26 protein-coding genes and 1 pseudogene are annotated in these 23713 nt (G+C 70.4%); 18 read left to right on the top strand and 9 right to left on the bottom strand.

The genetic code is table 11. The features are described 5' to 3' along the window. Positions 1-71: 71 nt before the first annotated feature. Together LVQ62_RS17605 and LVQ62_RS17600 are read right to left on the bottom strand one after the other, a co-directional pair. On the bottom strand, positions 72-557 hold the full coding sequence (locus tag LVQ62_RS17605) for an HNH endonuclease signature motif containing protein (RefSeq protein ID WP_255696420.1): 486 nt from the start codon (positions 555-557) through the stop codon (positions 72-74). Further along, the gene (locus LVQ62_RS17600; RefSeq protein ID WP_255696419.1) at positions 514-1500 is read right to left on the bottom strand and encodes a DUF222 domain-containing protein; all 987 of its coding nucleotides are present in this window, start codon (positions 1498-1500) and stop codon (positions 514-516) included. Before LVQ62_RS17600 ends, LVQ62_RS17605 begins: the two co-directional genes overlap by 44 nt. Positions 1501-1762: 262 nt before the next feature. Here LVQ62_RS17600 and LVQ62_RS15210 point away from each other — a divergent pair, with 262 nt between their 5' ends. From LVQ62_RS15210 to ispG, 6 genes and pseudogenes are all read left to right on the top strand, one after another. After that, the gene (locus tag LVQ62_RS15210; RefSeq protein ID WP_233762848.1) at positions 1763-2062 is read left to right on the top strand and encodes a hypothetical protein; all 300 of its coding nucleotides are present in this window, start codon (positions 1763-1765) and stop codon (positions 2060-2062) included. After that, positions 2059-2670: a hypothetical protein gene (locus LVQ62_RS15205; RefSeq protein WP_233762846.1), complete on the top strand. Its 612-nt coding sequence runs from the start codon at positions 2059-2061 to the stop codon at positions 2668-2670. Before LVQ62_RS15210 ends, LVQ62_RS15205 begins: the two co-directional genes overlap by 4 nt. Beyond that, positions 2667-3332, top strand: coding sequence for a hypothetical protein (locus LVQ62_RS15200; RefSeq protein WP_233762844.1), 666 nt, complete (start codon positions 2667-2669; stop codon positions 3330-3332). Before LVQ62_RS15205 ends, LVQ62_RS15200 begins: the two co-directional genes overlap by 4 nt. Before the next feature lie 41 nt (positions 3333-3373). Next, the gene (dxr, locus tag LVQ62_RS15195; RefSeq protein WP_233762842.1) at positions 3374-4567 is read left to right on the top strand and encodes a 1-deoxy-D-xylulose-5-phosphate reductoisomerase; all 1194 of its coding nucleotides are present in this window, start codon (positions 3374-3376) and stop codon (positions 4565-4567) included. A gap of 40 nt (positions 4568-4607) precedes the next feature. After that, complete coding sequence (locus LVQ62_RS15190; protein ID WP_233767892.1) at positions 4608-5930, top strand: RIP metalloprotease; 1323 nt, start codon at positions 4608-4610, stop codon at positions 5928-5930. 29 nt (positions 5931-5959) lie between these two features. After that, positions 5960-7116, top strand: a pseudogene (ispG, locus tag LVQ62_RS15185) (flavodoxin-dependent (E)-4-hydroxy-3-methylbut-2-enyl-diphosphate synthase). Between the two features lie 16 nt (positions 7117-7132). Here the strand turns inward: ispG and LVQ62_RS15180 are convergent. Continuing rightward, a complete protein-coding gene (locus LVQ62_RS15180; RefSeq protein WP_233762840.1) occupies positions 7133-7672 on the bottom strand; it encodes a DUF402 domain-containing protein in 540 nt (179 codons plus the stop codon). 76 nt (positions 7673-7748) lie between these two features. Here LVQ62_RS15180 and LVQ62_RS15175 point away from each other — a divergent pair, with 76 nt between their 5' ends. Both LVQ62_RS15175 and LVQ62_RS15170 read left to right on the top strand, forming a co-directional pair. Continuing rightward, positions 7749-8588 (top strand): GNAT family N-acetyltransferase, encoded by an 840-nt coding sequence (locus tag LVQ62_RS15175; protein ID WP_233762839.1) that lies wholly within the window; start codon positions 7749-7751, stop codon positions 8586-8588. Between the two features lie 35 nt (positions 8589-8623). Further along, the gene (locus LVQ62_RS15170) at positions 8624-9016 is read left to right on the top strand and encodes a DoxX family protein (RefSeq protein WP_233762838.1); all 393 of its coding nucleotides are present in this window, start codon (positions 8624-8626) and stop codon (positions 9014-9016) included. Between the two features lie 19 nt (positions 9017-9035). Here the strand turns inward: LVQ62_RS15170 and folP are convergent, their stop codons facing one another. Both folP and LVQ62_RS15160 read right to left on the bottom strand, forming a co-directional pair. Continuing rightward, complete coding sequence (folP, locus tag LVQ62_RS15165; protein ID WP_370639712.1) at positions 9036-9995, bottom strand: dihydropteroate synthase; 960 nt, start codon at positions 9993-9995, stop codon at positions 9036-9038. Beyond that, positions 9992-10759 carry a maleylpyruvate isomerase family mycothiol-dependent enzyme gene (locus LVQ62_RS15160; RefSeq protein ID WP_179479844.1) on the bottom strand — a complete coding sequence of 256 codons (768 nt, stop codon included), beginning with the start codon at positions 10757-10759 and terminating at the stop codon, positions 9992-9994. Before LVQ62_RS15160 ends, folP begins: the two co-directional genes overlap by 4 nt. Positions 10760-10799: 40 nt before the next feature. Between LVQ62_RS15160 and LVQ62_RS17595 the strand changes: the two genes are divergently transcribed. The 4 genes from LVQ62_RS17595 (at position 10800) to LVQ62_RS15145 (ending at position 15059) form a co-directional block, all read left to right on the top strand. Beyond that, positions 10800-10934, top strand: a complete 135-nt coding sequence (locus LVQ62_RS17595; RefSeq protein WP_255696417.1) for a hypothetical protein — start codon at positions 10800-10802, stop codon at positions 10932-10934. Next, the gene (locus LVQ62_RS15155) at positions 10921-12468 is read left to right on the top strand and encodes an acyl-CoA dehydrogenase family protein (protein ID WP_370639636.1); all 1548 of its coding nucleotides are present in this window, start codon (positions 10921-10923) and stop codon (positions 12466-12468) included. The genes LVQ62_RS17595 and LVQ62_RS15155 overlap by 14 nt, the downstream gene beginning before the upstream one ends. Positions 12469-12579: 111 nt before the next feature. Continuing rightward, positions 12580-14346 carry a proline--tRNA ligase gene (locus tag LVQ62_RS15150; RefSeq protein WP_208050882.1) on the top strand — a complete coding sequence of 589 codons (1767 nt, stop codon included), beginning with the start codon at positions 12580-12582 and terminating at the stop codon, positions 14344-14346. Continuing rightward, positions 14343-15059 carry an HAD family hydrolase gene (locus tag LVQ62_RS15145; RefSeq protein ID WP_233762832.1) on the top strand — a complete coding sequence of 239 codons (717 nt, stop codon included), beginning with the start codon at positions 14343-14345 and terminating at the stop codon, positions 15057-15059. The genes LVQ62_RS15150 and LVQ62_RS15145 overlap by 4 nt, the downstream gene beginning before the upstream one ends. Positions 15060-15062: 3 nt before the next feature. Here LVQ62_RS15145 and LVQ62_RS15140 read toward each other — a convergent pair whose 3' ends face one another. The 4 genes from LVQ62_RS15140 to LVQ62_RS15125 all read right to left on the bottom strand — a co-directional run bounded on the left by LVQ62_RS15140 (position 15063) and on the right by LVQ62_RS15125 (position 18353). Further along, entirely contained in the window at positions 15063-15584 is a 522-nt protein-coding gene (locus LVQ62_RS15140; protein ID WP_233762830.1) for a vitamin K epoxide reductase family protein, read from the bottom strand. Between the two features lie 3 nt (positions 15585-15587). After that, a complete protein-coding gene (locus LVQ62_RS15135; RefSeq protein ID WP_208050879.1) occupies positions 15588-16454 on the bottom strand; it encodes a DUF929 family protein in 867 nt (288 codons plus the stop codon). Positions 16455-16518: 64 nt separating this feature from the next. Beyond that, positions 16519-17442: an aminoglycoside phosphotransferase family protein gene (locus LVQ62_RS15130; protein ID WP_208050878.1), complete on the bottom strand. Its 924-nt coding sequence runs from the start codon at positions 17440-17442 to the stop codon at positions 16519-16521. Further along, positions 17439-18353, bottom strand: a complete 915-nt coding sequence (locus tag LVQ62_RS15125) for a hypothetical protein (RefSeq protein WP_208050877.1) — start codon at positions 18351-18353, stop codon at positions 17439-17441. The genes LVQ62_RS15130 and LVQ62_RS15125 overlap by 4 nt, the downstream gene beginning before the upstream one ends. Positions 18354-18445: 92 nt before the next feature. On the opposite strand from LVQ62_RS15125, the gene LVQ62_RS15120 reads away from it, so the two are divergent. From LVQ62_RS15120 to LVQ62_RS15095, 6 genes are read left to right on the top strand one after another with little or no spacing between them, the layout of a single operon-like run. Then, entirely contained in the window at positions 18446-20095 is a 1650-nt protein-coding gene (locus LVQ62_RS15120; protein WP_233762828.1) for a nitrite/sulfite reductase, read from the top strand. Then, a complete protein-coding gene (locus LVQ62_RS15115) occupies positions 20092-20250 on the top strand; it encodes a hypothetical protein (RefSeq protein WP_233762826.1) in 159 nt (52 codons plus the stop codon). Before LVQ62_RS15120 ends, LVQ62_RS15115 begins: the two co-directional genes overlap by 4 nt. Beyond that, complete coding sequence (locus LVQ62_RS15110) at positions 20247-20939, top strand: phosphoadenylyl-sulfate reductase (RefSeq protein WP_233762825.1); 693 nt, start codon at positions 20247-20249, stop codon at positions 20937-20939. Before LVQ62_RS15115 ends, LVQ62_RS15110 begins: the two co-directional genes overlap by 4 nt. Next, positions 20936-21472 carry an adenylyl-sulfate kinase gene (gene cysC / locus LVQ62_RS15105; RefSeq protein ID WP_233762823.1) on the top strand — a complete coding sequence of 179 codons (537 nt, stop codon included), beginning with the start codon at positions 20936-20938 and terminating at the stop codon, positions 21470-21472. The genes LVQ62_RS15110 and cysC overlap by 4 nt, the downstream gene beginning before the upstream one ends. Continuing rightward, entirely contained in the window at positions 21469-22392 is a 924-nt protein-coding gene (gene cysD, locus LVQ62_RS15100) for a sulfate adenylyltransferase subunit CysD (protein ID WP_233762821.1), read from the top strand. The genes cysC and cysD overlap by 4 nt, the downstream gene beginning before the upstream one ends. Further along, positions 22392-23681: a sulfate adenylyltransferase subunit 1 gene (locus tag LVQ62_RS15095; RefSeq protein WP_233762819.1), complete on the top strand. Its 1290-nt coding sequence runs from the start codon at positions 22392-22394 to the stop codon at positions 23679-23681. The genes cysD and LVQ62_RS15095 overlap by 1 nt, the downstream gene beginning before the upstream one ends. Positions 23682-23713 lie beyond the last annotated feature (32 nt).

Raw genomic sequence — 23713 nt, 5'->3', positions numbered from 1 at the left:
TCGCACGCTGACGGTGTCCGCGTTCGTTGACGGTGTTGCAACGCCGTCAACGAACGTAAACAGCGTCAGCGTCATGCTGCCGGGTTCTGGCCGGGTCGGGTGGGCATGAGTCCTGGGGTGAGGTCCCAGGTGACTCCGGTGGTGGTGACGGTGGCGGTGAGCAGGTCGCGGTGCACGATGGTGTGGTGCCGGGCGCAGAGCAGTGCGGCGTTGGTGAGTGTTGTCTGTCCGCCGGCCCACCACGGGGTGATGTGGTGGTCTCGGGGTCCCCGCGAAGTATCGGAGCGCAGCGGAGAACTTCGTGGGGTGAGGTTCGCATCGCACCAGTCGGGTGGTCTTTCGCAGCCGGGGAAGGTGCAGTGCTGGTCGCGGTGGATGATCGCGGTGCGCAGTCCTCCGGTGAAGAGGCGTTTCGCGTGCCCGACATCCAATGGTTCGGAGTCGGTGCCGAGGACTGCGGGGATGAGGTCGGCGTCGCACGCCATCCGTCGTGGAGTCCCGGCGTCGAGATGCTCACCGTCGGTGGTGCGCCCGATGCCCGGCAGGTACGTCGGCATCGATCTGCGAACCGTTTTCGCTGAGATCGTCGAGCCGGCCTGCGTTGCGAAGGCCCTCGTAGAGGGTGTTGTAGTCCAGGGTGACCAGGATCTTGGCGGTCCCGCCGAATTCTCCGACCGGCCGCGGGCTGGTGCCGTCGAGGACGCCTGCGGCGGTGTCGATCAGTCGCACCAGGGCGTCCGCGCGCCGTTTGGCCGGGGTCCGGGTGTCCTGTTCCTCGCTTTCCACTGGCGCGGGTGCGGACAGGGCGCGCAGGGCGTGCTTCACCACCGCGGCGTGCCCGCCGGACAGTTCGGCGACGAACCGGGTCAGGCCACTGGGCAAGCCGGCCCAGAACACCGACTCGCACTCCTGCTGACGCTCCTCGTCGCAGACCAGGCGTTCGGGGGCGTACTCACCCAGGATCCGGGTGCTGAGCTCCCGCAATGCACGTGCCCCGTGAGCCGACAGGCTCAGGTAGCGGCCCAACAGGTCATCCCGGTCCGCGATCGGGAGCCGCGGCAGGATCTGCGGCCCCTCCCGCAAGGCCACGTCTGCGACCGGGACACTCGCCGACCCATCGGCCAGCGCGTCAACCACGACCTGGTTACGGGGATCGGCGCAGTCCACCCCCACCCTCCCGACCCGGCGGGCCACCGCCGGCTCCACACCCGCCGCCTGCCGGGCCACCCACGCCGGTGCCCCCGTCGCCGTGGAGTTCGCCACGGTCCCGCGGCTCAGCGCATCGGCGGTCGCCAGCGCCGCGACGTTCTCCGCACGGGAGGTAATCCGCAGCATGCCCCCGACGACCTCACCCAGCGCCGCTTCGTCCAACTGCCACAGGGCGCCAGGCCACTCCTCCAACGCGGTCGTGAACTCGACGAGCAGGGCCACCAACCTCGCGCCCGTCCCTGGAATGGCAGGCGCAGCGGGCTGAGGTGTCTCGCCGATGGACTGCGCCATGGCCCCTCCTGCGCTGGTGAGAGCACCCCGGGTCATCTACCCTGAATCATACTCCTGTTCGATAGATGGCGCAATGGAAAACATGACGAATATGCCTGCGGATGATGATGATTCGACCAGCCGGCCGCGCTTGCGCGTCCGGGCACCGAACTGGTGCTGCCGCGTGCCGGGTGGCTGGCCCTGGCCCTGTGGACAACTTCTGCGGGCTCCGGCGGTCTGCTCCTAACGTGCAATCAGTCGCACGCGGTGGAGGGAGACGGCGGTGGATCGACGAGGTCGATGGCAGGTGTCGCCGGACGCTCTGGAGCATGAGGCGGGGGCGCTGGGCGCGATCTCGCACCCAGCGGAGTACGGCGCCGCGCGGACTGTGCTGGCTCTGGCTGAGGCGGTGTCGGGAGCCGAGTCGCTCTCTGCTGCCGCGAGATTCGGTCAGCGGTCGACAGCTGCGTTCACCGGGCTGGAGGAGCAGCGCGCGGGTCTGACCCGCGCACTACGGCGTGCCGCGGCGGTCTACGCCGGTCAGGAGGCCCAGGTGGAGGCCGGTATGCGGCCGGGGTCATGAACGGCCGACCCGACCCCGTCGCGATTCGGGTCGCGGCGCGTCAGATCATGCGCGCGGCGGACCACCTGAAGCACGATGCGTCGATCGCGGCCGCCTGTGTCTGCCGTCTCGAAGGACGCTGGACGGGGGGCGCCGCCTTGGTGCACGCGGGTGCGATCGGCGACTACGCCCGGGTTCTGCGGGCCACCGCAGCCCTGTTGGGGCAGGTCGCTGGAGAGGCGACCGCGGTCGCTCTGCACCTGGACCGGGATCTGGTCGACCTCGGCCGACTCGAAGCGCAACGCGCCAGCGCGAGCGTCCCGGCCGCGTCCCATCTCGACGTGCGGATCGCGGAGGTGTGGTCCTCGATCCGCTGCCATCAGGCGCGATTCGCACTCTCGCTGGACAGCGTGGACCTGCAGCGCGCCGCCCCGGTTCCCGGGGGCCGCATGCGCACGGGCCCGGTGCGGATGCCCGAACTGGGTGTCGTCGATGCAGGGCGTATGCGCACCGGACCGGTGCGGCCCATCGGCGCCGAGCCGCGCGCCGATCTCTGGGGTCCCGGCCACATGCGCACCGGACCGGTTCGACGGCTCCTGGCGGTCCACCGGCCGGTGATGCTCCCGTGACGGCCCCGCTGTTCCGGCTCACCGACGAGGAGCTGCAGCTGTTCGGCGCCGCGGACGATGTCGACACGCCGTACCTGGACCGGTTGGGCGCGGCGCAGCGGTCGGTCGCGGTGGACGTCGCCTACCGAGCCCTGTGCGCGCACGGTGTCGCGCTCGAGGCAGGTGAAGGTCTGCTGATGCCGGAGGAGCTGGTGCACCTCCTTCAGGTGCGTGCGAATCCCGAGCGTTCGTACCGGATCGAGGTATGCGCGGAGGGTGCGCGGTCGCTGCGCCACGTGTACGACGCAGGCGGCACCACGGTGTGCGAGGACATCTCGAACGACGGGTTGCACGACTTCGACGTGCTCCCGGCGGATCGCTCCGTGCAGCTGGTGCTCGCCGCGCTGACACCGGAGCTGCCGTCCGAGCCCGACGGAGTCTCCCTGCGTGGGAGGGTCGTCGTCAGCCCCTGGTCGACGTCCGAACCGGCGCCCTGGGGCCGCGCTCTGGCGACGGCCGACGTGACCGTGCGCGCACCGGGACAAGCGGCCACCACGGTGTGCGTCATCTGGGGCGACTCCGGCACCTACGTGGTGAGCCCAGCCGCCGATCTCACAGCGCCAGACGCCCGCGGGCTGTGCCGGATGATAGCCGCGCACCTCGGCATCGAGCAGGCGAGCTGAGCGACGCCACCCCACCAGAGGTTCCCGGGCACAATGGCGCGGTGACCACCGACGCCCGTCCCCGCACCATCGCCCTGCTCGGTTCGACCGGGTCGATCGGCACCCAGGCCGTCCAGATCGTGCGTCAGCACCCCGAGGCGTTCGATGTCGTCGCGATCGCGGCGGGCGGCCGGGATCTGGGGCTGGTAGCCCGCCAGGTGGTCGAGTTGGACGCCGAACTGGTCGCCGTAGCGGTCGGTGCCGAAGCCGATCTCCGCCGGATGATCGACGACGTGGCGAGCTCGGCCGGCCGACCGTCGTACGCACCACGGATCGTGGTCGGGCCGGATGCGGCGACGCAGGCGGCGCAGTGCGGAGCCGACGTCGTCCTCAACGGCATCACCGGATCGATCGGACTGCGCCCGACGCTGGCGGCGCTGCGCGCGGGTTCGACGCTGGCTCTGGCAAACAAGGAGTCGCTCATCGTCGGCGGACCGATCGTGAAGGCCCTCGCCGCCCCAGGGCAGATCGTGCCGGTCGACAGCGAGCACAGCGCCATCGCGCAGTGCCTCAAAGCCGGCGACCACGACGAGGTACGCCGGCTGCTGGTCACGGCGAGCGGCGGACCGTTCCGTGGCCGGCCGCGAGAGGAGTTGCACGACGTCACCCCGCAGCAGGCGCTCGCGCACCCCAACTTCTCGATGGGCCGGGTGATCACCACCAACTCCGCGACCCTGGTCAACAAGGGCCTGGAGGTCATCGAGGCCCACCTGCTCTTCGACATCCCGCTGGAGCGGATCGACGTGGTCGTGCACCCGCAGCAGATGATCCACTCCATGGTCGAGTTCGTCGACGGCTCCACCATCGCCCAATGCGGGCCGCCGAGCATGCTGGTGCCGATCGCGCTGGGCCTCGGGTGGCCGCGTCACGTGCCGGACGCCGGGCCCCGCATCGACTGGACCACGGCTTCCAGCTGGGACTTCGAACCGCTGGACGACGAGGCGTTCCCCTCCGTCGGGCTCGCGCGGCAGGTCGGTTCGGCCGGAGCGACGTACCCCGCCGTCTACAACGCCGCCAACGAGGAGTGCGTCGACGCCTTCCACGACGGTCGACTGCGCTTCACGGCCATCGTCGACACGGTGGCGAAGGTGGTCGGCGACCATCAGGCGCAGTCGGGGGAGTTGACCGTCGAGCAGGTGCTGCAGGCCGAGGAGTGGGCGCGCGCCCGCGCACAGGAACTTCTCGCGGCGCAGTGAGCGAGGCGGGTTTCGCCGCGCATGAGAACCTAGTCGGGTGATGTTCCTGCTCGGTGTTGTGCTGATGGTGATCGGCGTCGCCATCTCGATCGCGCTGCACGAACTCGGCCACATGGTGCCCGCCAAGAAGTTCGGCGTGAAGGTCACCCAGTACATGATCGGTTTCGGGCCGACCGTGTTCTCGCGTCGCCGCGGCGAGACCGAGTACGGCGTGAAGGCGATCCCCCTCGGCGGCTACATCCGGATGGTCGGCATGTTCCCGCCCGCACCGGGCGAGGACCCCAACCGGGTACGCGCGTCCTCGACCGGCCGCTGGAGCCAGCTGGTCGACCAGGCCCGCGACGCGGCGTTCGAGGAGATCGAGCCGCACGAGGCCCATCGGGTCTTCTACAAGCTGCCGACCCACCGCAAGGTCATCATCATGTTCGGTGGCCCGTTCATGAACCTGGTCATCGCCGCGGTGCTGCTGATCATCATCGCCTGCGGCATCGGCCTGCCCACCCAGGTCACGGCCGACGTCGGCTCGGTGATGCCGTGCCTGGCCACCAGCTCCGGCAGCGCCCCGAAGACCTGCCCCACCCCGTCGCCCGCGGCCGCGGCCGGCCTGCGGACCGGTGACCGCATCGAGTCCGTCGACGGCGTCAAGGTCAGCACCACGACGGGCGCGACCAAGGTCATCCGGGCTCACCCGCAGCAGCAGATCCCGATCGTCGTTCTGCGCGACGGCGTCCGCCGCACCCTGCACATCACGCCCGCGCTGCGGACCCTGCCCAAGACCGACGCTCAGGGCAACCCGGTCCTCAACTGGTCCGGGCGCACCGAGACCATCCGCGGCGGCCTGATCGGCGCAGGCATCGGCGGCACGAGCGTCGTACGTCGTCAGCCGCTCACCGACGCACCCTCCATCGTCGGCGACGGAGTGCGGCAGACCGCATCGGTCTTCGTGAAGATTCCGCAGAAGATGGTCGGGGTCTTCAATGCGGCGTTCGGCAGCGGCCAGCGCGACCCGAACGGCCCGATGTCCGTGGTGGGCGTGGGCCGCGTCGCCGGTGACGTCACCGAGAGCCACCAGGTCTCGACCGTGGACAAGGTGGAGCTGCTGCTCGGACTCCTGGCATCCCTCAACCTGGCCCTCTTCGTCTTCAACCTCGTTCCGCTGCTTCCGCTCGACGGCGGTCACATCGCCGGTGCGCTGTGGGAGGCCGTCAAACGCCCGATCGCGCGGGCCCGCGGTCTCAAGGGTCCGATCTACGTCGACGTCGCCAAGGCGCTGCCGGTCGCGTACGGCGTCTCGATGGTGCTGCTCGTGATGTTCGGGCTGCTCTTCTATGCCGACATCGTCAACCCCGTCAAACTCAACTGACCTCCTTTCGAAGGAATGCTGGCCAACAGATGACCGTCTCGCTCGGTATGCCGTCCGCCCCCGCACCCGTCCTGGCACCGCGCCGCCCCACCCGCAAGATCAAGGTGGGCAAGGTGTTCGTCGGCGGTGACGCGCCGATCTCCGTGCAGTCCATGTGTACGACCCCGACCACCGACATCAACGCCACGCTGCAGCAGATCGCCGAGCTGACCGCGTCCGGGTGCGACATCGTGCGCGTCGCCTGCCCCAGCCAGGACGACGCCGACGCGCTGCCCGCGATCGCCCGCAAGAGCCAGATCCCGGTCATCGCGGACATCCACTTCCAGCCCAAGTACGTCTTCGCGGCGATCGACGCAGGCTGCGCGGCGGTCCGGGTCAACCCGGGCAACATCCGCAAGTTCGACGACCAGGTCAAGCAGATCGCCCAGGCCGCCAAGGACGCCGGCGTCTCGATCCGGATCGGCGTGAACGCCGGGTCGCTCGACAAGCGGATCATGGACAAGTACGGCAAGGCCACGCCCGAGGCGCTGGTCGAGTCGGCCGTCTGGGAGGCCTCGCTCTTCGAGGAGCACGGCTTCCACGACTTCAAGATCTCGGTCAAGCACAACGACCCGGTGATCATGGTGGCCGCGTACGAGATGCTCTCCGAGCGCGGCGACTGGCCGCTGCACCTCGGCGTGACCGAGGCCGGACCGGCGTTCCAGGGCACCATCAAGTCCGCGACCGCCTTCGGCGCCCTGCTGTCCAAGGGCATCGGCGACACGATCCGGGTCTCCCTGTCGGCGCCGCCGGTCGAGGAGGTCAAGGTCGGCAACCAGATCCTGCAGTCGCTCAACCTCAAGCCGCGCAAGCTGGAGATCGTGTCCTGCCCGTCCTGCGGTCGCGCTCAGGTCGACGTCTACAAGCTCGCGGACGAGGTCACTGCGGGTCTCGAGGGCCTGACGGTGCCGCTGCGGGTGGCTGTCATGGGCTGCGTCGTCAATGGCCCGGGGAGGCCCGCGAGGCCGATCTGGGTGTCGCGTCCGGCAACGGCAAGGGCCAGATCTTCGTCAAGGGCGAGGTCGTGCGGACGGTCCCGGAGAGCCAGATCGTCGAGACCCTGATCGACGAGGCCATGCGCATCGCCGAGGAGATGGGCGAGCCGGTCGACGGCGAGGGCGGCGCCCCGAGCGTCACCGTCAGCTGAACCCCTGGGCGCGGGATCAGACGTCGGCGAGCAGCTGAGCCATCCAGTCGTCGGGGCGCCCCGCGAAGGGTTCCGCGCGGGCACCGACGGCCTCGAATACGTAGGCGCAGTCGCGTTCGGCCGCCTGAATCACGTCGTCCGGGTACCCGAACAGCTTCTGATGGTCGGCGAACTCGTCCTCGTCGTCGATGAAGACCCGGCCGTCGTGCTCCCGCACGATGTCGAGGTCGAGGTCGACGAGGGTGAAGACGAAACCGTCGGCGGACCGGGACCAGTCGCCGATGGTGGTGATGTCGACGTAGGTTTGGATCTGGTGGCCGGGTCCGTTGAACGTCGCGAACCAGCCGCCGTGCGACGCCAGCTTCACCGAGTCGGCCTGGGAGACCACCTCGTACCCGGGGCGGTGGAACGTCGTACCGCGTCGCATGCCGAGCCACACTCCGTGCTCGTCTGTGCCGAGGTAGGTCGTCGGCTCCTGCCAGTGCTCGCGCCCGTCCCACTTGCGGAAATTCACGAGGACGGGCGTGCCGGGCACGGTCGGAGTCTCGTCGGGCATGGCGGCGACGCTATCAACCGCAGGGATACTGGTCGTTTGCACCATCTCTCCATCCGATCCGAGGCAGGCTGACACCGTGTTGCGTACCTCCAGTCCCGCGCGGACCCTCGGGTCGAGCGATTACGACGCCGCGCTCGCGCTGTGTCGTCAGGACGCGATGGGCAACGTCTTCGTGGGTGCGCGCCTGGTGGAGGGCGGTCCGGCGTTCGCCAGCTCGCTGCTCGGCCTGGGAGGCGCGGAGCTGACTGCGATGTGCTGGGTCTCGGCCAACGTCGTGCCCATCTCGTGCAACGACGCCGCACTGGACGTCTTCGCCGCGAAGCTGCGCCGCTACCGGCGCCGGTGCTCCTCGATCTTCGGCGAGGCGGAGCAGGTGCTCGGCCTGTGGGAGCGGCTCGAGCCGATGTGGGGCACCGCGCGATCCATCAGACCGGAGCAGCCGATGATGGCGGTGACGACGTCGCCGCGCGCGGTCGGACGGCCGATGGACCCGAGGGTGCGGCTCGCGCGGGAGGACGAGCTGGACCTGGTGATGCCCGCCTCGGCGCACATGTTCACCGCCGAGATCGGCTACCCGCCGTACGTGGGATCGGACCAGGACTACCGGCGGATGGTGCGCGGACTGATCCGCGCCGGTCATACCTACGTGATCAGCGAGGGCGGTCGCATCATCTTCAAGGCCGACGTCGGGTCGCTGGCCTTCGGCGTCGCGCAGATCCAGGGGGTGTGGGTCGCGCCGCAGGCCCGCGGGCACGGCATCGCCGAGCCGGCCATGAACGCCGTCGTGCAGCACGTCCAGGACCACCTCGCCCCCGACGTCACCCTCTACGTCAACTCCTACAACGAGCCGGCGCTGCGCACCTACCAGGCCACCGGTTTCGAGGAGATCGAGACCTTCGCCACCGTCATCCTCTGACGGCACGCGGCGCCGCGTCTGCGAGGGTGGGCCGCATGCCACCGCTCACCAACGGGACCAAGGTCGTCGCTGCCCTTTTCGCGGGGTCCAGCGTGATCCACACGTTCCGCCCGCAGGTCTTCGAGGACACCGTCCCGCATTTCCTGCCCTACCACCGCGAGCTGGTCTACCTGTCCGGCGCCGCCGAGATCCTGTGCGCTGCGGGGCTGATGGTGCCGCGCACCCGCCACTACGCCGCGATCGCGTCAGCGGCGCTGCTCGTCGCGGTCTTCCCGGCCAACGTGCAGATGGTCGTGGACGCCGGTGAGGACCTGGTCCGCAACGGCGCCACCACGGCGCGAGGCGTGACGCTCGGGGTGCTGCTCGTGCGTCTGCCGCTGCAGTGGCCGCTGGTCCGTTGGGCATGGAAGGCACGGAGGACTCGGTAACGCACGACCGGCGCGTCGTTCACCCTTCGGCTGCGCCCGGTTCGGCTGATCGGTCCGGTTCGCCGCGTACCGCGCGCTGCGGCTCCCGGTCACCGCGGATCACCGCCACCATGTCGAGGACGCGTCGGGTCGCCAGTACGTCGTGGGTGCGGAAGACGGTGGCGCCCTGCCAGGCCGCCACGGCGGTGGCAGCGAGCCCGGCCTCCAACCGCTGATCGGTCGGCAGGTCGAGGGTCTCGCCCAGGAAGTCCTTACGTGAGATCGCCTGCAGCACAGGGAAACCCAGGGCAACGACGTCCGACGTACGCCGCAGCAGGCTCAGGGAGTGCCGTGTCGTCTTGCCGAAGTCGAGGGTCGGGTCGATGAGGATCCGCTCACGGGGGATGCCCGCGTCCATGGCGACGCGAACGGCCCCGGTGAGCTGAGAGCGCACGTCGCGCAGCAGGGCCTCCTCCTCATCGGCATCGCTGACGTCGCCGCCGTCGGTCCGGGCGTAGCGCACCGCGATCGGATCGGTGCGCGGCGGCAGTCCACCGGTGTGCGAGCACACGATGCCGGCGCCCATCCGCGCGGCCACCTGCACCAGCCGCTGGTCGTGGCCGGCCCACGTGTCGTTGATCAGGTCGACCACACCCTCGGCCGCCTGTGCCACCTCGCTGCGCCAGGTGTCCAGGCTCAGCACGAGGTGCGGGTACGCCGTGCGCGCAGCCTCGAGGAACGGCAGCACCCTGCGGCGTTCGAGTGCGGCGTCGACCGCCGGGCCCTCCTGGCCGGCCCGCACTCCGCCGACATCGATGATGTCGGCACCGTCGGCGACCGCCAGGTGCAGCGCATCGATGGCCGCGGACAGGTCGTGGTGGCGGTTGCCCTCCCAGAACGAGTCCGGCGTGCGGTTGACGATCGCCATCACGGCGGGGTTCGCGGCGTCGTAGGTGCGGCCGCGCAGCACCAGCGCCGCGGGCGGCGGGGTCGCGCTCAGTCCCACGTCACCTTCATCCGGTCGCGCCAGAGGGAGAGCACATCGCGCCCCTCCCAGCGGATCTGCGCGCCACGGTTCCACAGCGCCAGATAGAGCTCCACGGCCGTGCCCTCGATCGCGGCGTCGGGATGATCCGCGGTCCGGTCGCGCTGCGCCACCGGCAGCTCGTCTCCGAAGGAGAGAAGCCACGAGTCGCCGGTGTCCGTGCTGTGCACCGTGACGGTCACGGGGCTACTGGAGCGCAGATCGAACCTGCGCCGAGGCATGAAGGAACACAACAGCTCATCCACGCCGTCCGCCGCAAAGCCCGGTGACAGGTCCACCTCGTCGGCATCCGCCCGCTGGCCGAGCCGCGCGGCGAGGGCGTCGATCGAGTGGATGGTGGTCTCGTGACACTGTCGTCGCGCCCAGCTGTCGCGGCCGCCCATCGGGCTCTCCATGAAGAACGCGACGTCCGCGTCGGCGGGTACGGCCCGCAGGCAGCCGACGAGCTCATCGCACCCGTCCTGCAGCCAGACGCCGGGATCGATGGTCTCCAGACCCTCCCGTTCCACCTCCTCGGTGTCGGTCTCGGGGCCACCTGCCAGCACGCCCGCGGCCCACCGGTGCACCATGCCCTGATGGGCCACGAGGTGGCCCACGTTCCACTGGGGACAGGTGGGGACGGTCGCGAGCGACCCGGCCTGCCAGGCCTCTTCGCGCAGACGGGCGGTCGCCTCGTGGATGCCGTCGAGGTAGGTCTCGAAGCTCAGGGTCGACGCCATGGCGACGACGCTACCTCCGCTCCCGGCTAATCTCCGCCAGATGAGCCATGCGGACCCGTTCGAGCGCAGCCCCGACAATCAACCGCCACCCCTGGAGGGCTACGACGCGATCGCCTCGGACGCCGCGCTGCTGGATGCAATCCGGGCCCAGGCGCCCGAGGGTGGGGGGCGCTGAGATCCTCGCGTCGTTGCGGGAGCTCGGCACCGCCGCCGGCTCGGCGGAAGCGCGCGAACACGGTCGGCTCGCCAATGCCCACCCGCCCGTGCTGCGTACGGCGGACCGGTTTGGCCTCCGCATCGACGAGGTGGAGTTCCACCCCAGCTGGCACTGGATGCTGCGCACGGGTGTCGGTCTGGGGCTCGCCGGAGCCGCGTGGACCTCGGACGAGCCGGACGCCCACCTGAGGCGCGCTGCCGGTTTCGTCGCGTGGACCGGGATCGAGCCCGGCCACGCCTGCCCCATGACGATGACCTACGCCGCCGTGCCCGCGCTCGCGGCCGACCCCGCCCAGGCCGCCCGGTGGACCGCGCTGCTGGCCTCTGCGACGTACGACCCAGGACTGCGCGAGCCCACCGGCAAGGCGGGACTGCTCGCCGGCATGGGCATGACCGAGAAGCAGGGCGGATCCGACGTCCGCACGAACAGCACTGTGGCCACGGCTCGTTCGTCAGGTGACTACACGCTGCGCGGGCACAAGTGGTTCACCTCCGCGCCGATGAACGACCTGTTCTTCGTGCTCGCGCAGGCACCCGGCGGGCTCAGCTGCTTCGTCGTGCCGCGGGTGCGCCCCGACGGCTCGCGCAACGCGGTGCGCATCGTCCGGCTCAAGGACAAGCTCGGTAACCGGTCGAACGCGTCGGCCGAGCTGGAGTTCGAGGACGCGCACGCCGTACGGCTGGGAGAGGAGGGCCGCGGGGTGCGCACCATCATCGAGATGGTGGCCGCCACCCGGCTGGACTGCGTCCTCGGGTCGGCGGCCTTGATGCGGCGAGCGGTCGCGGAGGCGAGCTGGCACGCGGCGCACCGGTCGGCGTTCGGTTCGGTGCTCATCGAGAAGCCCGCGATGTCAGGTGTGATCGCCGATCTGGCGCTGGAATCGGAGGGGGCGACCATGCTGGCGTTGCGCCTCGCGCACTCGGTCGACAGGCGCACGGATCCGCACGAGATCGCGCTACGGCGGATCGCTCTGCCGCTCGCGAAGTTCTGGGTCTGCAAGCGCACGCCGCCGGTGTGCGTCGAGGCGATGGAGTGCATGGGTGGCAACGGGTACGTCGAGGAGTCGGGCATGCCGCTGCTGGTGCGCGAGTCGCCGCTCAACTCGATCTGGGAGGGCAGCGGAAACGTCAACGCGCTGGACGTGCTCCGTGCGGCGACCCGTTCGCCCGATGCGGTGCAGGCGTGGCGTGACGAGGTGGCACTCGCTGGAGCGGCAGCTCTGGATGCCGCTGCGGAATCGGTGGTCGACGAACTGCGCGCTGCAGCAGCGGATCCCGTGACGGGAGAGGGACGGGCGCGGCGGATCGCCGCACGGATGGCGGTCGTGCTGCAGGGCTCGTTGCTGGCGCGGCACAGCACGTCGTACGTCGCCGACGCGTTCCTCGCGTCCCGGGTCGAGGTCGGCGACCGCGGGGTATTCGGGGCGCTGCCGCCGAGCGTGGGTCCTACGGACACCGCGGCCATCGTGCGCCGCGCCCTCCCGCACCCCTGACCCTTCCGCTCGACGGGGAGGGGGTGGGCGGAAACTCGGGAGAGGGACGCCTCGCCGGGCGGATATCCTCGTGGCGACCCGTTCACCGCACCGATCAAGGAGTGCCCACCCGTGGCCCTGCGCATGTCGACCCTGTTCCTGCGAACCCTGCGCGAGGACCCGGCCGACGCGGAGCTGCCGGGGCACAAGCTGCTCGTGCGCGCCGGGTACGTACGCCGTGTCGCCCCCGGCATCTACACCTGGCTGCCGCTCGGCATGAAGGTGCTGGCCAAGGTCGAGGGGATCATCCGCGAGGAGATGGAGCAGATCGGGTCGCAGGAGGTGCGTTTCCCGGCCCTGCTGCCGCGCGAGCCGTACGACCTCACCGGGCGGTGGAACGAGTACGGACCCAACCTGTTCCGGCTGCAGGACCGCAAGGACGCCGACCTGCTGCTCGGCCCCACCCACGAGGAGATGTTCGCGCTCGCCGTCCGGGACGCCTACTCCTCCTACAAGGACCTGCCGCTCAGCCTGTTCCAGATCCAGAACAAGTACCGTGACGAGGCGCGCCCGCGCGCCGGCATCCTGCGCGGCCGCGAGTTCATCATGAAGGACTCCTACTCCTTCGACATCGACCAGGCGGGACTGCAGAAGTCCTACGACTCGCACCGCGAGGCCTACATCAGGATCTTCCAGCGCCTCGGCTTCGAGTACGTCATCGTGCAGGCCGACTCCGGCGCGATGGGAGGTTCGGCGTCCGAGGAGTTCCTCGCGGTCAGTCCGCACGGCGAGGACACCTTCGTGCGCGACGAATCCGGGTACGCCGCCAACGTCGAGGCCGTCGTCGTGCCCCAGGCCGCCGAGGTCGAGGTGACCGCCGGCCCGGCGCACGTCGAGGACACCCCCGACACGCCCACCATCGAGACCCTCGTGACCGCGCTCAACGCGAAGCACCCCCGAGACGACGGCCGGGCATGGACGGCGGCCGACACCCTCAAGAACGTCATCGTGATGCTCGAGCACCCCGACGGCGTGCGCGAGCCGCTCGCGATCGGTCTGCCCGGCGACCGCGATGTCGACCCCAAGCGACTCGAGGTCAAGGTCCAGCCCGCCGAGGTCGTCCCGTTCGAGGAGAAGGACTTCGCCGCCAACCCGAGCCTGGCCAAGGGCTACATCGGTCCGGGCGTGCTCGGCGCGGACAACGCCAGCGGCATCCGCTACCTGCTCGACCCGTCCGTCGCGCGCGGGTCGGCGTGGGTGACCGGCGCCGACGAGCACGGTCGGCACGTCATCGACCTGGTCCACGGGCGCGACTTCGAGGCCGACGGCATCATCCAGGCCGCGAACATCCGCGAGGGCGACCTCAGCCCGTCCGGCCACGGCACCCTGTCGCTCGCCCGCGGCATCGAGATGGGCCACATCTTCCAGCTCGGCACCAAGTACGCCGAGGCGCTCGGCCTGAAGGTCCTCGACGAGAACGGCAAGCTCGTCACGGTGACGATGGGCTCGTACGGCGTCGGCGTCACGCGCGCCGTCGGCGTGATCGCCGAGGACAACGTCGACGACATCGGTCTGATCTGGCCCCGCGAGGTCGCGCCGGCCGACGTGCACGTCGTGGCGACCGGTAAGGACGAGTCCGTCTTCCTGCAGGCCGACGAGATCGTCCACGGGCTGGAGGCGCAGGGCCTGGAGGTCCTCTACGACGACCGGCGCAAGGTGTCGCCCGGTGTGAAGTTCAAGGATTCCGAGCTCATCGGCGTACCGACCATCCTGGTGCTCGGCCGGGGCCTGGCCGACGGCGTCGTGGAGCTGAAGGACCGCCGTAGCGGCGAACGCCGGGAGGTGGCCGTGGGCGACGCGGTCGCCGAGGTGCTCGCCGAGGTGCGGCCCACGGCGTGAGCCGCGTCGACGCGGTCATCTTCGACTGGGGCGGCACCCTCACCCCGTGGCACGAGGTCGACCTGGAAGCGCAGTGGCAGGTCTTCGCGCGCGCCGTGCACCAGGAGGAGGACCGGGCCCGCGCGCTGGCGTCGGAGTTGCAGCGCGCCGAGGGGGAGGCGTGGGGCCGGGCGAGGGAGTCCCAGAGCAGCGCCGCGATGGACCAGATCCTTGCGGACGCCGGACTCGGCGGGGTCGAGCACGCTGCCGCGCGGGCTGCGTACGAGAAGTTCTGGGAGCCGCACACCTTCACCGACCCGCAGGTCGAACCGCTGTGGACGGCATTGCGGGACAGCGGCATCCGTGTCGGCGTGCTGTCCAACACGATCTGGTCGAGTGACTACCACCGCGCCATCTTCGAGCGGGACGGCGTCGCGCACCTCATCGACGCGGACGTCTACTCCAGCGAGATCGCCTGGACCAAGCCGCACCCCGAGGCGTTCCGCGCTGCGGCTGCCGCGGTCGGCGTGCCTCCCGAGCGGTGCGTCTACGTCGGCGACCGCCTGTTCGAGGATGTGCACGGGCCGCAGCAGGTGGGGATGCGCGCGGTCTGGATCCCGCACTCGATCATCCCCGCCGCGCAACGCGTGCAGGTCGACGCCACACCCGACGCGACCGCCCAGGAACTGATGGACGTGCTGGCGATCGTGCAGGAGTGGAACGCCGGCAGCTGAGCCTCAGTCGGCCCGGCGGCTGGTCGCGGAGTCGTGATCGACGACGTCCGAGTCGTCGTCCTCGGCCACCAGCTCGGGCGGGTCGGTGAACAGCAGCCCGAAGACGAGCACGAAGAACAGCACGAAGGTGATCACGTGCACCCCGGTGCACCACAGGCAGATCGCGTGGATCCGGAAGAACTCCGCCCAGATGAGGTAGAACACCATCACCAGGCCGACCCCGGTCGCCGCGATGCGCGCCGGGTCAACCCACCGCGGGGCACGGCGCCACACGGGCGGCAGACACAGCGCCGTCATCGCCACGAAGAAGAGCAGCCCGAGCATGGCGACGGGGATGCCGAAGAGCTTGGACCACTGGCTCGTGGTCACCTTCAGGCAGTCGACCTGCCCCGATCCGGAGCACGCGAGGGTCGAGGACCCGGTGAAGTGCTCATACGTGAGGTAGATCGACACCGCGAGCCCGAGCACGCTCAGGCCGAGGCTGACCGGTGGCAGCCACCGAGGGCGACGGGGAAGGTCGCGCATGACTCAGCTGGCGAGCTTGGCGGAGGCCGCCTTGACGCCGGAGGAGGAGCACACGTTCGCAGGAGCACCCTTCGTGAGCACGCAGATCTGCGCGGAGATCACGTTGCTCGCGCCGAGGATGCCCTTGCTGATGGCCGTGGTGGGCGACAGCATCTGCTGGGTGACGGCTGCGCTGCTCATGTTCTGCAGCGCCGTCCCGTCGTACGTCGCGCCGGAGCTGGTGTAGAGACCGCCGTAGAGCAGGAACGGGATGCTGCCCTGCGAGTCGTACTTGTTCTGCAGGGCTGCGTCGGCCGCGGAGACCTTCTGCAGCGGCTGCTCGTCGCGGGTCTCCGTCTCGTAGCTCTTGAACGCGATGTACTGCGAGGTGTACGACGCGTTCAGGTAGGTCATCGTGGGAATGTTGGCGACGGTGTCGGTGGGCGACGACACCGCGCTCGCGACGCCCTTGAAGGTGCCGAAGCGGGACAGCGCCGAGGTGAGGGCCCAGCGCTCCATGCCGCAGTAGGGGCAGTACTCGGCACCGATGTAGAGGATCCGCGGTTTTCCGTCGACGGTGTCCGCCGATCCGTTCGTGGCCTTCGGCGCCTGCGACGCGGTGCCGGCGCCCACGGTGTCGAAGGTGGCGGCGGGGACGTTCTCCACCTTGCTGATGAACGCCGAGTCGCGGGCGTTGGCCTTGGCCTTCGCGTCGTTGTCCTTCTGCTGCTGACGCGACACGAGGTAGAAGCCGGCGACGACCACGAGCACCACCACGACCACCGCGGCCGTGATGGCCGCCATGATCTTGCGTTGCCGCTCGCGCTTCTGCTCGGCCTGCAGGCGAGCCAGCTTGGCCTTGCCGGTCTCTCGGGCGTTCGAGGTGCTCACAGATGTCCCTACGTGTCGGTCTCGATGGCGGCGCCAGAGTAACCCAGCCCCCTGTCAGACCGGCTCACTCCTGCATGGCCTTCGCCGCCGTGAGGTAGCACGACAGCGTGCTCTGGTCCGGCGCACCGGACAGCCACTCGCCGAGCGCGTTCAGCACGAGCCGTACGAAGGACCAGTGTCGTGCGAGGTCCTCGTCCAGACCGGCGCTCTCGCAGAGCACGCCGAGGCGGGTGCGCAGGTGGGCGCGCACGCTGGTCGCCCGCAGCGCCTCGTCCCAGCGGTTCCAGATGACGGGGGCGACCGCGAACTCCCACCGTGCGTTGATCGGCTTCGGGTCGATGGCGAGCCACGGCTCACGATCGCCGGCGAGCACGTTGGCGAAATGCAGGTCCTGGTGGACCAGATCGGCGCGGCTTCCCTCGGCGAGATCGCCCAGCAGCGATGCGGCCTGCTGGGTCATCCGGCGCGGCACCTGCGGCGACCCTGCGCGGCACAGCTCCCGCCACCTCCTGCACTCGTCGGGCAGATTCGTCACCCGTGCCATGGGTGGGGCGTCGAGACGACGGAAGAGCCCTCCGATCACCTCGCACGCGTCCAGTATCGGGACGGTCTCGAGGCTGGTGTCGCCGTGCAGCCGTTCGAGCACCATCGCCCATCGGCCCGGGTCTGCCGCGAGGAGTCGTACGGCGCCCGTGCCGTCCCAGGTGCGCAGGGCCAGGTGCTCGTACTTCGCCTCCGGGTGTGGCCAGGTGACCTTCAGCACTGCCGGCTCGCCGTCGCGCCGGCACGGTACGACGAGAGCGCACTCCCCGTGCCGGGTCGCCGACGGGTCGTCGTTCAGCTCGAGCTGCCACAGGTCCGCGCTCTCCTCGACGAGCCGGGGCAGGCTGGCCAGCCAGCTGGTGCCATCGGGTCCACCACCCTCGGCCGGTCGCCCGTCGACCTTCGCGAAGAACGCCGGCGGGATCGTGACGGGCAGGCCGCTCACCCGATCAGACCGGGGAACGGTTCGGGCGGCAGACCCCACCGCCAGCCGAGGGCGGTGGCGTCGCTCCACAGGTGCGCGAGCGCAAGGAGGTCCCCACGGGTGCCCCGCGCCGTCCCGACCTGGGCGGCGCAGGCCGTGACCACGTCGCTGAGCAGATCGCGCGCCAGCGTGGTGCGGGCGTCTTCCGTCGTGGGCTGTACGGCAAGTGGGTAGACCAGTCGGGCGGGCGGGGCCTCCGTCCCGGCGGCAGGTTCGAGCCGGGACCGTGCGGCGTCCATCGTGACGACGGCGGCGGAGGGCAGCGCGCGGGCGCGCGAGGGCGTCCTCGCCGCGACGATCTCCAAGCCGTAGACGGCGGTGCGGACCGACGGCAGTAGCGCGGCGGCGGTCGACCCGGACACCTGCTCGTCGCCCCAGGCCGGCGCGGCCCCCTGCACCGTCGCACCTGCAGCGTCGAACGCCAGCAGCGCCGCGAGCATGGCCGTGTTCGCGGAGGTGGCGTGCACGGCGTCGTCGTACGCGGTGGGTGACAGTCCCGCCCGGATCGCCGCACCGAGCTGCGCGGCGCTGAGAGCAGCGGCCGGGGGAGTGGTGGAGGCGGTCGGCACTCTGATCCCGTCGGATGCCATCACCTCGGTGAGGCGGTTCGCCGCTGCGCCGTACGCCGCATCCAGCTTGGGCGCCCACAGGCCATCGGCGCGGGTGGCCGCGACCTGCAGCCCGCGCACCGAGGCCAGCGCACGCAGCAGGGCGGCCTGGTCGGGCGGCGGCGCCTGGTGGGCGATCCCGGGAACCGCGGGTGACCCCTTCTGGAGCCGGATCCCGCAGCCCGTCAGGCTCGACGCGGCGCCCAGAGCAAGAGCCCCGAGCACGGTGCGCCGACCCGGGCGGACGGTCTGCGGACGGGTCACGCTGCCGATCGTAGGTGAGACCGCGGTCTCGACGTCTGAGACACATCAGGCATCATTTGACCTTGGATCAACCAAAAGGAAAGGTTATGGGCATGTCGACCGTCACGCGCAGCAACGGCCAGTGGGCCCTCGGAGAGCGCGAGCCCTTGAACCCGAACGAGGTGTTTAAGCAGGAGGACGACGGACTCAACGTACGTGCCCGCATCGAGGAGATCTACTCCCGCGAGGGATTCGCCTCGATCGACCCGTCCGACCTGCGCGGCCGGATGCGCTGGTGGGGTCTCTACACCCAGCGCCGCCCGGGGATCGAGGGCGGTCGCACGGCCTCCATCGCCCCCGAGGAGCTGGACGACGAGTACTTCATGCTCCGCGTCCGCATCGACGGCGGCACCCTCACCGCCGAGCAGCTGCGGGTCATCGGCGAGGTGTCCACGCAGTACGGCCGGGACACCGCCGACCTCACCGACCGGCAGAACATCCAGCTGCACTGGATCCGCATCGAGGACGTACCGGCGATCTGGGAGCGGCTCGAGGGTGCCGGTCTGACCACGGCCGAGGCCTGCGGCGACACCCCGCGCGTCATCCTCGGCTCCCCGGTCGCAGGCGTCAGCGCCGACGAGGTCATCGACGCCACTCCCGCCATCGACGCGATCCGGGAGCGCTTCATCGGCGACCCGGAGCTGTCCAACCTGCCGCGCAAGTTCAAGACCGCCATCTCCTGGCTGCCTGACACCGCGCCCGAGATCAACGACGTGTCCTTCGTGGGCGTCGTGCACCCGGAGCTCGGCCCGGGGTTCGACCTGCTCGTCGGTGGCGGCCTGTCGACCAACCCCAAGCTGGCCACCCGGCTCGGTGCCTTCGTCCGGCTGGAGGAGATCCCGGAGGTGTGGCACGGGGTCATCCGCATCTTCCGCGACTACGGCTACCGCCGGCTGCGGCACCGCGCCCGCCTGAAGTTCCTGGTCGCCGACTGGGGCGCCGAGAAGTTCCGCGAGCTGCTCGAGACCGAGTACCTGCAGCGTGCCCTGCCGGACGGCCCGGCGGCGCCGCTGCCCGAGCAGCCGCTGGACCACGTGGGTGTGCACGAACAGCGCGACGGACGCGCGTACGTCGGGTTCGCGCCGATCGCCGGACGGGTGTCCGGCACGGTGCTCACTGAGATCGCCGCCGCCGCGCAGGCGTCCGGCTCGGACCGGGTGCGGCTCACCACCCATCAGAAGCTCGTGGTGCTGGACGTGGATCCCGCGCGGACCGACGCGCTGATCGATCGCATGGCGACGGCCGGGTTGCACGCGAAGCCGTCGCCCTGGCGCCGTTCGGTGATGGCCTGCACGGGCATCGAGTTCTGCAAGCTGGCGATCGTCGAGACCAAGGCCCGCGCACAGACACTGGTCGACGAGCTCGAGCAGCGCCTGGACGACCTGCACCTGGAGCAGCCGCTCGCGATCCACCTCAACGGCTGTCCCAACTCGTGCGCCCGCATCCAGGTCGCCGACATCGGGCTCAAGGGTCAGATCGTCACGGACGCGGCCGGCAAGCAGGTCGAGGGTTTCCAGGTGCACCTCGGCGGCGGCCTCGGGCTCGACGCAGGATTCGGCCGCAAGCTGCGGGCCCTCAAGGTCACGTCGGCGGAGCTGGGCGACTACATCGAGCGAATCGCGCGCCGCTTCAACGAACAGCGCACTCCCGGAGAACGATTCGCGCAATGGGCCGTGCGTGCCGACGAGGAGTCGCTGCGATGAGCACCAACAACCGGGTCGTGCCGTTCCACTGTCCGTACTGCGCCGAAGAGGATCTGCGTCCGGAGGTCGAACCCCGCGGTGCGTGGAGCTGCGGCAGCTGCCTGCGGGTGTTCACCGTCCAGTTCCACGGGCTGCGCGGGCAGGCGGCGTCGTGACCGTCGCCACGGATCTGCGCGAGGTGGCGGCGAATGCCGCACGCGAGTTGGAGGGTGCCTCGGCGTCCGACGTCATCGGCTGGGCCGGCACGACGTTCGGCGATCGGTTCGCCGTCGCCGCGTCGATGCAGGACACGGTGCTGCTGCACCTGGCGAGCAGCATCCTGCCCGGCGTCGACGCGCTCTTCCTCGACACCGGCTACCACTTCGCCGAGACCCTGCAGGTGCGCGACCGGGTCGCCCGCTACTACCCGGTCAACGTGGTGTCGCTGACGCCTGCGCAGACGGTGGCCGAACAGGATGACACGTACGGCGCACGCCTCTACGAGCGCGACCCCGACCTGTGCTGCGCGCTGCGCAAGACCCACCCGCTGGACGAGGCCCTCGACGGCTACGACGCCTGGGCCACCGGACTGCGCAGGGTGGAGAGCGCGTCGCGGGCGAACACGCCCGTCGTCTCCTTCGACGAGCGCCGTGAGCGGATCAAGATCGCGCCGCTGGCCGCGTGGAGCGACCAGGACATCGACGACTACGTGCGCGAACACGGCGTGATCATGAATCAGCTGCTGTCGCAGGGGTACCCATCGATCGGGTGCGAGACCTGCACGGCCCGCGTGGCGCCGGGTGCCGACCCGCGGTCCGGTCGCTGGTCGGGCACCGACAAGGTCGAGTGCGGTATCCACCTGTGAGCGGGCAGACGATCTGGCTGACCGGGCTGTCCGGCGCCGGCAAGACCACCGTGGCCCGCGCGTTCGCCGCGCAGCTCGCGGCCGACGGCGTGCCGGTCGAGATCCTCGACGGCGACGAGCTGCGGACCAACCTGTCCGCGGGGCTCGGCTTCAGCCGGGAGGACCGGGACACCCACGTGCGGCGGGTCGGATTCGTCGCGGAGCTGCTCGCTCGGCACGGCGTGACGGTCGTCGTCCCGGTGATAGCGCCCTACGCCGACGCACGCGCCGCAGTCCGCGCCCACCATCGCGACCGCGGGACGTCGTACCGCGAGGTCTACGTCTCCACCCCGCTGACCGTGTGCCAGGAGCGGGACGTCAAGGGCCTGTACGCGCGCTCCGCGGCGGGCGGACTGAGCGCGATGACCGGCGTCGACGACCCCTACGAGCCGCCCACCGATCCCGATCTGACCATCGACACCAGCCGCGTGCCGCTCGACGACGCCATCGACGCGCTGCACAGTCTGGTCCGCGCCGAGAGCGAGGTCGCATGACCATCGAAGCCGCACCACCACTCGCCACCGACGTCGCCGCCCTGCGCGACCTGGAGTCGGAGGCCATCGAGATCATCCGCGAGGTGGTAGCCGAATTCGACCGTCCCGCAATGCTGTTCAGCGGCGGCAAGGACTCGGCGATCGTGCTGCACCTGGCACGCAAGGCCCTGTGGCCGGCTCCGCTCCCGATCACGCTGCTGCACGTGGACACCGGGCACAACCTGCCGGAGGTCATCGAGTTCCGTGACCGGGTCGTGGCCGAGGCCGGCGTCAACCTCGTGGTCGCCCGGGTGGAGGAGTGGATCGCCGACGGTCGGCTGCAGGAGCGGCCCGATGGCACCCGTAATCCGCTGCAGACTGTTCCCCTGCTCGACACGATCGCCGAGCACCGCTTCGACGCGCTGCTCGGGGGAGCCCGCCGCGACGAGGACAGGGCGCGGGCCAAGGAGCGCATCTTCTCGATCCGCGACGCGTTCGGCGGCTGGGACCCCCGCCGCCAGCGCCCCGAGCTGTGGCACATCTACAACGGACGCCACGCCCCGGGCGAGCACACCCGCGTCTTCCCGATCTCGAACTGGACCGAGCTGGACGTGTGGCGCTACATCGAGGCGGAGGGCGTCCCGCTGCCCAGCATCTACTTCGCGCACGAGCGCCCGGTCTTCCAGCGCGACGGGATGCTCCTGACGCCCGGACCGTGGGGCGGCCCGCGCGCTGCGGAGACGCTCTCGACCCGCTCGGTGCGCTACCGCACCGTGGGCGACGGATCTTGCACCGGTGCCGTCGAGAGCGAGGCCTCCACGGTCGCCCAGGTGATCGAGGAGGTCACCGTCAGCAGGCTCACCGAACGCGGTGCCACCCGTGCCGACGACCGACTGTCCGAGGCCGCCATGGAAGACCGCAAGCGCGAGGGATATTTCTGATGAGCACCACCACTGTGTCCACCGTGTCCCAGCACGCACCGCTGCGCCTGGTCGTGGCCGGTTCGGTCGACGACGGCAAGAGCACCCTCGTGGGCCGGTTGCTGCACGACAGCAAGTCGATCCTCGCCGACCAGTACGACGCCGTCGAGAGCGCCAGCCGCAGCCGCGGTGCCACCGAGTTCGACCTGGCGCTGCTGACCGACGGCCTGCGCGCGGAGCGCGAGCAGGGCATCACCATCGACGTGGCCTACCGGTACTTCAAGACCGACCGGCGAAGCTTCATCCTGGCTGACACACCGGGACATGTTCAGTACACCCGTAACACCGTCACCGGTGCCTCGACGGCCGATGCCGCCGTCGTGCTGGTCGACGTCCGGAACGGTGCGTCGGCCCAGACCCGGCGGCACTCCGCCCTGCTCTCCCTGCTGCGGGTGCGGCACGTCGTCTTTGCCGTCAACAAGATGGACGCGGTCGACTGGTCGCAGGACCGCTTCGAGCAGGTGCAGGCCGAACTGCACGAGATCGCCAGGGGAGTGGGCCTCGGTGACGTCGTCGCGGTCCCGGTGAGCGCACTCACCGGCGAGGGCGTCGTACGCGCCGCGCCGGACTGGTACCTCGGCCGCCCGCTGCTCGCCCTCCTGGAGGAGCTGGACACCGAGCTGGAGGACACCGCCGAGCCGTTCCGAATGCCCGTCCAGCTGGTCATCCGGCCCCGCACCGCGCAGTACCCCGACTACCGCGGGCTCGCCGGCCGGGTGGCCTCGGGTCGGGTGCAGATGGGCGACGTCGTGCACGCCAGCCCGTCCGGCACCGCCTCGACGGTCATCGCGATCGACACCCCGACGGGGCCGGCCGAGGTGGCCGTCGCGGGTCAGTCCGTGACCATCCGCTTGGCGGAGGAGCTGGACATCGCGCGCGGCGAGGTGCTGACCACCGACGACCCGATCGCCGTCACCCGGGTGCTGGACGCGGTCGTCACCTGGATGGGCGACGCGCCGTCCGCAGCCCGGCAACGCGTGCTGGTCAAGGCAGGCACCAAGACCGTCCGGGCGATGCTCGGGTCGGTCACCGACATCTGGGACGTCAGCGAACTGCGCTGGACGCCGAGCTCGGCACCGTTGCAGCTCAACGACATCGGGCGATGCACCGTCCAGCTTGCCGAGGACGTCGCCATCGACGAGTACCGGCGACTGCGAGGCACCGGAGCCTTCGTCGTCGTCGATCCGGCCACCGGCGCGACCCTCGCGGCCTGTATGTCGGGCGCCGACCTCGGCGCCCTCGTCTCCTGAACCTGCCTGGCCCCTCGTTCCCCTCCTCTTGT

Origin of the sequence: Allobranchiibius sp. GilTou73, assembly GCF_021391335.1 — a bacterium.
In the GTDB taxonomy this organism is placed as follows: domain Bacteria; phylum Actinomycetota; class Actinomycetes; order Actinomycetales; family Dermatophilaceae; genus Allobranchiibius; species Allobranchiibius huperziae.
Note: the sequence above shows the minus strand (reverse complement) of the source record. Positions and strands in the feature narration are given on the sequence as shown.